General features: G+C 42.1%; 9 protein-coding genes. 5 read left to right on the top strand and 4 right to left on the bottom strand.

From position 1 onward, the window contains the following. Positions 1-11: 11 nt before the first annotated feature. The 4 genes from BN1765_RS11395 to BN1765_RS11415 all read left to right on the top strand — a co-directional run bounded on the left by BN1765_RS11395 (position 12) and on the right by BN1765_RS11415 (position 5,490). Positions 12-1,526, top strand: coding sequence for an MDR family MFS transporter (locus BN1765_RS11395; RefSeq protein ID WP_050615246.1), 1,515 nt, complete (start codon positions 12-14; stop codon positions 1,524-1,526). Between the two features lie 329 nt (positions 1,527-1,855). Next, positions 1,856-2,695: an STAS domain-containing protein gene (locus BN1765_RS11400; protein WP_050615247.1), complete on the top strand. Its 840-nt coding sequence runs from the start codon at positions 1,856-1,858 to the stop codon at positions 2,693-2,695. 739 nt (positions 2,696-3,434) lie between these two features. Beyond that, a complete protein-coding gene (locus BN1765_RS11410; RefSeq protein ID WP_050615249.1) occupies positions 3,435-5,054 on the top strand; it encodes an ABC-F family ATP-binding cassette domain-containing protein in 1,620 nt (539 codons plus the stop codon). A gap of 202 nt (positions 5,055-5,256) precedes the next feature. Continuing rightward, complete coding sequence (locus BN1765_RS11415; protein WP_050615250.1) at positions 5,257-5,490, top strand: hypothetical protein; 234 nt, start codon at positions 5,257-5,259, stop codon at positions 5,488-5,490. Between the two features lie 189 nt (positions 5,491-5,679). On the opposite strand, the gene BN1765_RS11420 is transcribed toward BN1765_RS11415, so the two are convergent. Continuing rightward, positions 5,680-6,900 carry an ISL3 family transposase gene (locus tag BN1765_RS11420; protein WP_082195396.1) on the bottom strand — a complete coding sequence of 407 codons (1,221 nt, stop codon included), beginning with the start codon at positions 6,898-6,900 and terminating at the stop codon, positions 5,680-5,682. A gap of 317 nt (positions 6,901-7,217) precedes the next feature. Between BN1765_RS11420 and BN1765_RS11425 the strand changes: the two genes are divergently transcribed. Beyond that, a complete protein-coding gene (locus BN1765_RS11425) occupies positions 7,218-7,658 on the top strand; it encodes a MarR family winged helix-turn-helix transcriptional regulator (protein WP_050613695.1) in 441 nt (146 codons plus the stop codon). A gap of 257 nt (positions 7,659-7,915) precedes the next feature. Here the strand turns inward: BN1765_RS11425 and adhE are convergent, their stop codons facing one another. The 3 genes from adhE to BN1765_RS11445 form a co-directional block, all read right to left on the bottom strand. Continuing rightward, complete coding sequence (gene adhE, locus BN1765_RS11435) at positions 7,916-10,534, bottom strand: bifunctional acetaldehyde-CoA/alcohol dehydrogenase (protein ID WP_050615252.1); 2,619 nt, start codon at positions 10,532-10,534, stop codon at positions 7,916-7,918. Positions 10,535-10,628: 94 nt separating this feature from the next. Next, positions 10,629-10,865, bottom strand: a complete 237-nt coding sequence (locus BN1765_RS11440) for a hypothetical protein (RefSeq protein ID WP_050615253.1) — start codon at positions 10,863-10,865, stop codon at positions 10,629-10,631. 194 nt (positions 10,866-11,059) lie between these two features. Next, positions 11,060-12,055 (bottom strand): phosphotransferase enzyme family protein, encoded by a 996-nt coding sequence (locus tag BN1765_RS11445; protein ID WP_050615254.1) that lies wholly within the window; start codon positions 12,053-12,055, stop codon positions 11,060-11,062. Positions 12,056-12,172: the final 117 nt, after the last annotated feature.

Consider the following 12,172-nt stretch of genomic DNA (forward strand, 5'->3'; position numbering starts at 1 on the left):
AGGAATCATAAATGAATGCAGAAAAAAGCAATGTTAAATTGCTTGTCGCGGGTTTATTGCTCAGCATCCTTGTCGCCAGCATGGACAATACAATTGTCGCAACTGCCATGGGGACGATCGTAGCCGACTTAGGTGATTTCGGCAATTTTATTTGGGTTACATCCGCATACATGGTGGCGACGATGGCTGGGATGCCCATCTTCGGCAAACTATCGGATATGTTCGGCCGAAAACGGTTTTTTATTTTTGGCTTAATTGTTTTCTTGATTGGATCGGCACTCTGTGGGCTTGCGCAAAGCATGGTACAATTGAGCCTATTCCGGGCGATCCAAGGGATTGGCGGCGGCGCCTTAATGCCGATTGCTTTCACGATTGTGTTTGATGTGTTTCCGCCCCACAATCGAGGCAAATTGACTGCTCTTTTGGGAGCAACCTTTGGAATTTCAAGCGTATTGGGCCCATTGCTTGGGGCGTATATTACTGAATATATATCTTGGCATTGGATTTTTTATGTGAATATACCAATCGGTTTGATAGCCATTATTCTAATTTGGAAGTCTTACCATGAATCGAAAAACCACGCCAAACAAATCATTGACTGGGGAGGCGCAGCCACACTGGTTATTTCGGTGGTAAGCTTTATGTTTGCCCTGGAACTTGGCGGAGATAAATACAGTTGGTCTTCACCGCAGATCATCACCTTGTTCTCTGTATTTGCCATTGCTTTCATTTGTTTCATCTTTGTTGAACGAAAAGCAAAGGATCCGATTATTTCTTTTTCGCTATTTAAAAAGAGACTATTCGCTTCTTCACAGGCACTTGCTTTTCTATACGGAGCTACTTTCATTCCATTGACTGTCTACATCCCTATCTTTGTTCAGGCGGTTTTTGGAGGAAGCGCCACGAATGCAGGCTTGATTTTAACGCCTATGATGCTTGGGTCCGTTGCCGGAAGTGCCATCGCCGGGATATTCCAGACAAAAACAAGTTTCCGGAGCTTAATGACGTTATCCGTCATTTCATTTGCCATCGGCATGTTTTTGTTAAGCACGATGGATCCGGAAACCAGCCGGGTTTTAGTGACGATTTATATGGCGCTGTCAGGTTTCGGCGTTGGTTTTTCATTCTCTTTATTGCCGACATCAAGCATCCACGATATCGATGCATCCCATCGGGGCTCTGCCAACTCCACCAATGCCTTTTTCCGGTCACTCGGGATGACTGTCGGGATAACGGTATTCGGCAGCATTCAATCTTCTATTTTGGCCAACAAGATGAAAGATGCTTTTCAAGGGACTCCGGCAGCAGGAAAATTAATGGATGGGCACCAAAATATCAGTACCATTTTTGAAAGCAGCCAGCGAAAAATGATCCCTTCCGATATCCTGGATCCGATTGTCCAGGCAATGTCCTCATCCATCACCGGCGTATTCCGGATCGCTTTCTTCGTTGTTTTATTTGCGGCGGTTTTTGTCTTTCTGATGGGTAAAGCAAAGATACAAATGCCGGCAAAAACAAAGGAGTAATCTTGTATCCAATAATGTTTATAAAGTGAGATTTTAATCGTTGAGGGGTTCAGTTATCCTCCGCCGATTATTAGTTGAAGCTGGAGTCTTAACGCCTGTTGGAATCAGATAACTTGGCAAGACGAAAAGAGTGAAGCCATACTTAAACCGCTTCACTTTTTTTTGCGTTAAAAATATTCTTAAAAATTGTCATCACGCCCAGAAACTGGTTTAATAATAAAAGAGCTTATGTCAAATGACAAATTTGGTCATACGCAATTTGATCGAAAGATTTGCGATAAAAAAGGGGCTATTCTTTTTTATATGTAATAATATGAAGGAGAAAAAAGATGCATAGAAATTTCGAATTATACGAATATCTTAAAATGCATTCTGTTGATTTAACAGAAGATTGGTACAATTCCATTGACGACAATGATGTAAAATCGGTTTACAGCTCGAAAGACCCCACCATTGTTACAGAACTGAAGCACAAAAACCAGGATTATTTTCAGCATGTGTATCAGATATTCATAAAGGATGATTCCTACCTATATGGCGAATTCCGTAAGTGGTCCGAGAATCTAGCGAACGATCCGCGCCATTTGAATACCCCTCTACAGCATGTTGTGAGAGAATATTTGAGCTGCCAAGAGATCTTATTGCAATATATTAAGAAATACATAATGATACATCGCCAGCAAATCCAAATTGAACAGGTCTTTTTATGGTTCGAGATTGTTGTCAAGGCCGTTGATATTTCTATAAACATCTTTATTGAAACGTACCATAAAAATACCCAAGGTAAAATGAAAGCCCAAAACGAGATGATTGCAGAGCTTAGTTCGCCTATTATCCTGCTGCAAAAACAACGTGCCCTGCTGCCGTTAGTTGGGGATATTGACACAACACGCGCCCAAATCATTATGGAGCAAACCCTCTCCCAATGTGCCGAGAAAAATATTGAGTTCCTTTGTATCGATTTATCCGGGGTAGCCATCATTGACACTATGGTCGCCCATGAATTGTTCAATTTGATTAATGCTTTGCGACTCATTGGCGTAGAGGCTATCATATCCGGCATCCGTCCAGAAATAGCGCAAACCGCCATTCAGCTTGGATTGACTTTTGACCAATTGCTGACTACAGCCTCCTTAGCCCAGGCATTGAACATTCTTGAAAACCGATAAAGTGAACCGTTGATTGGTGGGAGTTTTTATTCATCTCCCATCAATCATTAGCTAAAAACCAGATACTGATTGGCATTAAGACTCTCTTGAAAATCACGTACAATAGACGGATACATCGCACAGTTTCTGATATAAGCGCGCCCATTTTGCATTTATCCAATGGCCGTGAAGGCTGGATCCGGCACTTCGAAAGGCAACATTCTTCCCCTATAAGTGCGCCTTTTTTACAGTTGCACTTGGGATAATATTCTGGATGACCCAGAACCAACATGATCTTTAAGTTTCCCCACTTGCCCATGCTTTTCTCTTCTTTCCTAAGTGTAACGTTCAAATTAGGTAAGCTCCCCTTGCATGCGAGATTGCTCAACCCCTATATTACCCCATCACCCGAAGTTCAACATAGCCATTTACCCTTTATATAAAACAGATTGTCCACGTTTTTTCCTTTTCGGCCGATTAGCGCACCCATTCCAGATATAATAGGATAACAGCCTGTAAATCCATGACATAGCCAATCTTCAAAGCTCTGAAAGAATCCTTGAATAACAAAGGTCCATACTGTAGAATTAGGTTTTGAACGTATTAGAATAAGCAGAATGGCGATCCGGCCGGCATAACGACTACATAATCCCTGTTCCTTCATAATTGGCAACAGATTATTTTACGATGTTCCGGATTGCTGCCTAAAGAAACAAAGAAATGCACTAATAGATAAATGAGCGATGGAGGAATGCACTGCATGATTACCGTGAGTAATGTCAGCCTGCGATACGGCGACCGCAAATTATTTGAAGATGTTAATATTAAATTCACACCGGGGAACTGTTATGGTTTGATTGGCGCAAATGGCGCCGGAAAATCAACTTTCCTTAAAATCCTGTCAGGGGAAATTGAGGCACAGACCGGCGACGTATCGATGGGGCCGAATGAACGATTGGCCGTCCTTAAACAAAACCACTTCGAATACGAAGAAGAAGAAGTGATGAAAGTTGTCATCATGGGCCACAAAAAACTATATGATATTATGCTTGAAAAAGATGCTATTTATATGAAAGAAGACTTCTCAGACGAAGATGGCATCCGGGCAGCTGAACTGGAAGGCGAATTTGCAGACCTGAATGGCTGGGAAGCAGAATCTGAAGCAGCAATCCTTCTTAAAGGCCTGGGGATTGGCGAGGAACTTCATAACAAAAAGATGGCCGAGTTGACAGGTTCTGAAAAGGTGAAGGTATTGCTTGCACAAGCATTGTTTGGCAAACCGGATGTCCTGCTGCTTGATGAGCCTACCAACCACCTTGACCTGCAGGCGATCCAATGGCTTGAAGAATTCCTGATCAATTTTGAAAACACAGTCATCGTTGTTTCGCATGACCGGCACTTCTTAAATAAAGTATGTACGCATATTGCCGACCTGGATTTCGGAAAGATCAAGATTTATGTCGGAAACTATGACTTCTGGTATGAATCCAGCCAATTGGCTTTGAAACTATCCCAGGAAGCAAACAAGAAAAAAGAAGAAAAAATCAAAGAACTGCAAAACTTTATCGCACGCTTCAGTGCCAACGCTTCTAAGTCGAAGCAGGCTACATCCAGAAAAAAACTGCTGGATAAAATCTCGCTTGAAGATATCCAGCCTTCTTCAAGACGTTATCCGTACGTGAACTTCACACAGGACCGAGAAGTCGGCAATGATCTATTGCGCGTAGAAAATCTGACTAAATCGATTGACGGAGAACAACTCCTGAATAATGTGAGTTTCATTATGAATAAAGGCGATAAAATTGCGATCGTCGGCCGAAACGAACTTGCTAAAACGACTTTATTCAAAATCCTTGCCGGGGAATTAGAAGCGGACAGCGGCAGTTACAAATGGGGCGTAACGACTTCTCAGGCGTATTTCCCTAAAGATAACTCCGAGTATTTCGAAGGCTGTGATCTTACGCTTGTAGACTGGCTCCGCCAATACTCTCCGCAAGATGACAGTGAAAGCTTCCTTCGTGGATTCCTTGGCCGCATGCTGTTCTCTGGCGAAGAGGTTCTTAAGAAAGCCAGCGTCCTGTCTGGAGGAGAAAAAGTGCGCTGCATGCTTTCCAAAATGATGCTTAGCGGTGCCAATGTACTCTTATTGGATGAACCGACAAACCACTTGGACTTGGAATCAATCACGGCCTTGAACAATGGGCTTACCTCCTATAAAGGATCGATGATTTTTGCATCGCATGACCATCAATTTGTTCAAACAATCGCCAATCGGATCATTGAAATCACTCCTCAAGGCGTTGTCGATAAAATGATGACGTACGATGAATACCTGGAAAACAAAGAACTGCAAGCCCAAATTGAAGAGATGTATAAATAAAGTGAAACGTTAATTTATGTAAGGGTTTATTTTATCCTCCCACTTGCACAGCTCCCGGATTATAAAGGGGAACTTAGCGCCAATTAAAAATGAACACAAAAGGAGCAGCGGACCAGTCCGCTGCTTTTTTGCGTTTTCTTATACAACAATTGTATACCTTTCCTCCCCTGCGGGCATACCTTTACGGAAAGGAGCTTCCTATATGCTGCCACAATCAATCCGACATGCTTTTATTGGCTATGAATATATTCTCGACCGATTAGAATACCCCTTATACATCACACAATTAATTCCGGAGGAAGAAGCAGGAATCCTGCAGTCTTTTTTGGATAAATATGAGTTTGATGTAGAAAAAGTCCTGTTTGATGAGTTTCGTTTCCACTACCTTTGCTATCGGAAAATGGTTCTTCACAACCAGGGCTACCCTAGCTTATAGCTTTATCAGCTTATGGCCTAGTGTGCTCCAAATATACGATATTGCTTGTTTGAAAAGAAAGTGAAACATGGATCGATTAACGCTAGGCATTTTTTAAACCAGCTTTCGTTCTTACAATCGCTTGATCTCCTACTCCCTCTTTTTTGGTTCTTTTTCAAGTGTTGGGGTAGAGAACATTTCTCTGCCCCTTTATCCTAATGAATTGCCTATTGATTTATAGTGGTGATGCAGGAGGATTCGTGCCCTAAAACGAGCGAAGTTCCTAAACCCAAAGGCATTCCGTTTCATGACCTTTGTCAAGTTGTTCAACCCTTCCACAAACCCATTGGAGTACCCAAATTCAAAACGGTTAAGGATTTCCGTTTCCCAATTTCGATAGGTCTGGACGGTTTTCACGAACTCAGGAATCCTGCTTTCTTCCACCTTTTCATAAAACGCATGCAGCGCTTCTTTTGTCTTCTCGATATGGCCTGGCCCCCGCCGTTTGGCTTCGTTAAACCACTCATAAAAGGCCTCTTTCAACCCATACGCTATTTTTAATTCAGGGGACAGCGCAAAGTATCTTTCCAGATACCATTTATCTGTTTTTGTAAGCTTGTGGGAAGCTTTATGAAAGACGTAACGGACCTTCTTACACTTTTTACGGTCGTATGCATGCCACTCGTTTTGTTCCCTCACACGGATCTTGTCGAGCGCCCAATTCATATACCGGACGAAATGAAACCCATCCGCCACGATCACAGGACCGTCCAAGGCCTGTTTGACAGCTGCCTTGAAGGCGTGGCTCATATCCATGACAACCACTTCCACCTTGGCCCCATGTTTCCGCAAGTACTCTTTAATTGTGTCTTTCCGTCTGTTTGGCAGGATGTCGATCGGTTCGCGGGTCACGGCATTGGCAATGATCAATTGATATTTTTCCTTTCCGGAATCCCCTTTGAATTCGTCGATGGCAATCGCTTTGGGCAAGGCCTTCTCTCCCTTGATTGATTGGGGGATAATCCGGTCAAAACGCCGTATGATCGTACTGACGGATGTATGGTATTGGGCCGCAATTTCGGTGAATGTCTTGGCTTTGACGGTACGGATCTGGACCTGTTGATTCCATTCCTTCGAATGGTGTTGATACCTCTCCACAAAAGGATTTTCCTCATAGAAACGTTTCCCGCACAAGCAGGCATATCTCCTTTTCCGATAGATAATCACGGTGGGGCGTTCCGCCATTTTCAGATGCTTAATCTTTTGGATACGGTAGTCATGGACACGCTTGGTCTCCTTCGAACAGGAAGGGCAGGCATGGTCCTTAATCGGCATTTCAATATATATTTGGTAGATTCCTTCATTGATGTCGGTTTTGATGATGGTTGCCCCTTCAAGTCCGGGCAGAATCATGTTAAAATGCAAGAGCACACATCTCCTTTTCTATCTTGTTTCTCGTCAATTCAAGTATAAGAAATTAGGAGCTTGTGTGCTCTTTTTTTGCCCATTTTTAAGTGGACACCCCAACATTTAGTATAGAACCAAAGTTTTTCGTATCTGAATGAAGTGGAAAAGCGGGTAGTTTTATCCATAGTACTAATTAATAGTTGCGTTATCAACTATTTATAATTATATTAATATAGTGTTTGAGGAACCGACATACGATATTAAATCCATAAAAACCGCCTAAATAGTTGCGCTAACAACTGTTTTTAATCAAATTTTTCCATGAAAGGTAACCAGACAATATGAATAACAACCACGATGAGAAGATGGGACGTTATATTGCACAAATTTATTGCAAAGGTTCAGCGATTATTTCTAAAGAGCTTCAGGAATTCGGAATTGGCTCCGGACAATACAGGTTTCTTTTGCAGCTTTACCGCCAGGACGGCATCAGTCAAGAGGAGCTATCGAAGCTGCTTTTAGTGGACAAAGCGACCGTCGCCAGAGCAATGAAAAAATTAGAAGAGGAGAACTTAGTTTATCGGGTTCGTGATCAAAAAGATAATCGCTATTATAAAGTTTTTATTACAGAAAAAGCATTGGACATTAAAGAAGAAGTATTTAATAAAGTTCATGCTTGGGACGAAACCATCAAACAGAGTTTAACTAAAGAAGAAGAAGCACAAATGATTTATTTATTGCAAAAAATCACGAATAGCTTAATGAGAGGAGAAAACAATTGATTAATCAAAACGTATTAGGTACAGAATCAATAGCAAAACTACTAATGAAGTATTCGATTCCTGCCATAATCGGAATGATTGTGAATGCACTATACAATATTGTCGATCGTGTTTTTATTGGGCATATCCCTGATGTCGGTTCAATGNCTTTTTTCTCTCGTTTTGAAGCGGAGCATAGCGCCAATTAGAATGGGATAAAAAAGACCCTAACCGAACGGCTAGGGCCAAAAGGAGAAGATGATCTATATAAAGGAGCGTTAAACTCCCTTATAAGCTTGTTTGTAAATGTCCGCCAATTCCGTTACAAGCGGCAACTTAGGATTTGCAGTTGTGCACTGATCCTCGAATGCTTTATCAGCCAAGTAATCCACCTTGCTGTTGAACTCTTCAGGAGATACGCCGCACTCAGCGATACTCATAGTCACATTCATTTCTTTAGCAAGGGAGATGATTGCCTGAACAAGGCTTTCCACCCCTTCTTGGGTTGTTTTGCACGGTAAGCCCAGCATTTTGGCGATTTCCGCGTAGCGTTGATCGGCAATGAAATGCTCGTATTTAGGGAATGCGGTAAATTTCTTCGGTTTTGTCGCATTGTATCTAATGACATGCGGCAACAAGATTGCATTCGCCCGGCCGTGCGGAATATGGAACTCCGCTCCCATTTTGTGGGCAAGGCTGTGATTGATGCCCAGGAATGCATTGGCAAAAGCCATTCCAGCGATTGTGGATGCGTTATGCATTTTTTCTCGGGCCAACTCATCGCTGCCATTACGGTATGCACGCGGAAGATACTTGAATACCAATTCGATTGCTTTCATGCACAGGCCGTCTGTGTAGTCATTGGCCATATTAGAGACATAGGCTTCGATCGCATGAGTCAATACATCCATTCCTGTATCGGCAGTCACTGAAGGAGGTACCGTCATGACAAATTGCGGGTCGATAATGGCCACATCCGGTGTCAATTCGTAATCAGCCAATGGGTATTTCACATTGTTTTCTTTATCGGTGATAACGGAGAAGCTAGTCACCTCAGAACCAGTTCCCGATGTAGTCGGAATGGCCACAAATTGCGCGGCTTTTCCTAAGCTAGGATACTTGAATACACGCTTGCGGATATCCAGGAACTTTTGCTTCAAGCCATGGAAAGGAATTTCAGGGTGCTCATAGAATAACCACATACCTTTGGCAGCGTCCATCGCTGATCCTCCGCCAAGTGTGATGATGCAATCCGGCTTGAACTCGGCCATCATCTTAGCGCCTCTCATGACTGTATCGATTGATGGATCTGGCTCAACATCAGAGAAAATTTCACAGTGGACATAATCCGGGCGTTTTCTTAAGTAATATAGAATGCGGTCCACATAACCCAGCTCAACCATACCAGGGTCTGTTACGATAAAGGCCTTCGAAATATTAGGCATTTTAGAAAGATACTGGATGGAATTCTTCTCAAAGAAAATCTTTGGCGGCACTTTGAACCACTGCATATTCACATTTCTTTTTGCCATTTTTTTCACATTCAAAAGATGGACAGAGGTTACGTTTGTGCTGACAGAGTTATTTCCATATGATCCGCATCCGAGTGTCAATGATGGCATATAGGCATTATAGATGTCGCCGATCGCCCCTTGGGAAGACGGTGCATTAACGATGATGCGGCATGCTTTCATGCGCAGGCCATATTTTTCGATTACATCCTGGTTTTCCGAATGGATGACTGCGGAATGGCCAAGCCCGCCAAATTCGAGCATTTCTTCCGCAAGACGGATGCCGTTCTCCGTATCCTTAGCCTGGAAGCAAGCAAGGACCGGAGACAGTTTTTCGCGTGATAGCGGTTCTTGAGGGCCTACTGACTTACATTCAGCAATCAGAATTTTTGTATGTTCAGGCACTTTGATGCCAGCCATTTGGGCGATAACATTTGCCGATTTGCCGACGATGTCTGCATTTACTGCACAAGAATGCTCATTGATCACTAATTTTTCAAGCTTTTTCTTTTCTTCGGCATTCACAAAGTAACAGTTATTGTCGATCAACTCATTTTTAACATCTTGATAGATTTCTTTATCAACGATGATTGCCTGCTCAGAGGCACAGATCATTCCGTTATCAAATGTTTTGGAGAGAATCAAGTCATTGACGGCACGTTTGATATTCGTTGTTTTTTCGAAGTAACAAGGCACATTTCCAGGCCCTACTCCAAGAGCCGGTTTTCCTGTGCTGTAAGCGGATTTCACCATGCCTGCTCCTCCGGTTGCCAATACAAGAGCAATGTCTTTATGGTTCATCAATAACTTAGTTCCTTCGATGGATGGAGTCTCGATCCATTGGATACAGTTTTCCGGAGCTCCCGCCCTAACTGCAGCATCTCTCAGTATGCGCGCTGCTTCAGAGCTGCATTTCTGTGCAGATGGATGAAAAGCGAAGATAATTGGATTACGAGTTTTGATGGAAATGATTGCTTTAAACATAGTTGTGGATGTAGGATTTGTTACCGGTGTTACACCTGCCACTACCCCTACCGGCTCTGCGATTTCGTACAATCCTTCTTGAGTACGCTCGTTAATAATGCCGACTGTTTTATCATACTTGATATTGTGGTAGATATATTCAGTGGCGAACATATTTTTAATGATTTTGTCTTCGTATACGCCTCTTCCTGTTTCTTCAACAGCCATTTTTGCCAATCGCATGTGTTCATCAAGACCTGCAAGAGCCATTTCTCTGACAATATTGTCTACAGTCTCCTGATCTAGTTCCATGAATTGCTTTAATGCTTCTTTCCCTTTTCTTGCTAGCTCATTGATCATTACTTCAACATTATTTTCTTCTTTTACTACTTCTGGTTTCTTTTCTTTTACAGCAACTGTCATAATGGATCTTGCCTCCTAAGAATAGTACATTGCAAAAAACTTTGTGAAATATTGAGCAAGTTTCTTTGATAAAACATCGTGCAGATTGCCTAAATTACACCAATTGACTGCACTTCGGATTGCGAGGTATTTTAGTAATAGAGATATCATTTATAATCCTAGCATTCTTTTTGATCAGGCAAACATAATTCTTGGTCCAGATGATGCTTGGAATCTCATCATTCTGTTCGAATTGCATCGCTTCAAACGTGTCATCCATCATTTTTTCGAATTCATCTTGATTGTACATTTTTAAATCTGTACTGAATGGCTTCCATTCACAAATCAACATGATCATCTCTCCTTTTATACTGCTTATCTCTGTTTATGAATTCATTATAAGCGACAGATATGAAGAAAAGATTTTGAAAAATTGAACGAAATTTGTCGTTTTCAAAATATAATAAAAGAGTATGATAATAGAAAGCGCTCTCTTGAACACCATGGATCCAACTTTCACTTCATTGTTCCATGGTGTTCATTAAACTAGAATTTTGAAAAATGTATGGATGTAAGAAGTTGTTCAGACTTCACTCTTTTATACACATTTTTAAACAATCTTTCCTGGCCTGAATCCATATTCCCTAAATCAAATTTTTTATACATGGAAGAAAGAAGCGTTAGATCTCGGAGGCGAAGGAATAGCGGGATGCTCTCCAACTCCTCTTTTCCTATTTCTTTCTCCTTGCGGTAACCCTGCAAAAAATGCTTCATGAACCACTGCGCATATTCATCCTTATCCTCTGTCGGCTGTTGTAGAAGCGAATAATATAAAGGGATGGCAATATCACTGGCAAACCAATGATAGGAACAATCATCAAAATCAAACACATTCAGTTTTCCATGATCAAATAGGAAATTTCTTTGATGAAGATCTGAGTGGATCAACCCATAGTTCCCTTCGTTTACAGGAAGGTTCAGCAACTGTTTCACTACATGGTCGCTATACTTCTGGAACGATGCCGGCACTTGCTCTCCATAGGCAGTAAAGTCCAGCAATTCTTCCTCCTGCCATCCGAGTCGTTTTTCAATCCCTGCCGATGGTGAATAAAAACCGGATAATGCATTCATTTTGCCGATGGTCCGGCCCCATTCGTTTACCAGGGCCTCATTGCCTTTTATGTCACTTCCTTTGACTTCTTTTCCTGGCAATTTTTCATAAACCATTGCATAAAACTCGCTTCCATCTCCAGCCGGGATGGTTTCAACAAACTGTCCTGCAGTCGAAGTATACTGGTTGTAAGTCCGAACGCCATTATTCTTTAGATAAGCAACAAAATCAACTTCAGCTAAAAGCTGGCTCACGCTTTTATGGCTGCTGTGCGATATTCTCAAAATGACCGGCAGCCCGTTCCTGTCGCCGGCAAATATATAGCTTTCATAATCCCCTAGAGATGCCAGGCTTTCGGGAGCTATGCCAAATCTTAAAGCAGCCTCCTCCGGGAATGACGCCTCAAATAATACATCCACTTCTTTTTCCATTGTTCACCTCACCCCCCTTTTATACCCATATTATAATGGATATCCCTCTATATTCATATGCCATTCTTTGCTGGGGCCGCAGAACGCAAAAAACCTGCAACTTGGCAGGCTTGCATA

Origin of the sequence: Bacillus testis (assembly GCF_001243895.1) — a bacterium.
Taxonomy (GTDB): Bacteria; Bacillota; Bacilli; order Bacillales; family DSM-1321; genus Bacillus_AD; species Bacillus_AD testis.

What these genes read in the sequence shown, in the direction of transcription:
- BN1765_RS11395 (WP_050615246.1), top strand. Translation starts at nt 12, where the DNA reads ATGAATGCAGAAAAAAGCAATGTTAAATTGCTTGTCGCGGGTTTATTG.
- BN1765_RS11400 (WP_050615247.1), top strand. Translation starts at nt 1,856, where the DNA reads ATGCATAGAAATTTCGAATTATACGAATATCTTAAAATGCATTCTGTT.
- BN1765_RS11410 (WP_050615249.1), top strand. Translation starts at nt 3,435, where the DNA reads ATGATTACCGTGAGTAATGTCAGCCTGCGATACGGCGACCGCAAATTA.
- BN1765_RS11415 (WP_050615250.1), top strand. Translation starts at nt 5,257, where the DNA reads ATGCTGCCACAATCAATCCGACATGCTTTTATTGGCTATGAATATATT.
- BN1765_RS11425 (WP_050613695.1), top strand. Translation starts at nt 7,218, where the DNA reads ATGAATAACAACCACGATGAGAAGATGGGACGTTATATTGCACAAATT.
- adhE (WP_050615252.1), bottom strand. Translation starts at nt 10,534, where the DNA reads ATGACAGTTGCTGTAAAAGAAAAGAAACCAGAAGTAGTAAAAGAAGAA.
- BN1765_RS11440 (WP_050615253.1), bottom strand. Translation starts at nt 10,865, where the DNA reads ATGTTGATTTGTGAATGGAAGCCATTCAGTACAGATTTAAAAATGTAC.
- BN1765_RS11445 (WP_050615254.1), bottom strand. Translation starts at nt 12,055, where the DNA reads ATGGAAAAAGAAGTGGATGTATTATTTGAGGCGTCATTCCCGGAGGAG.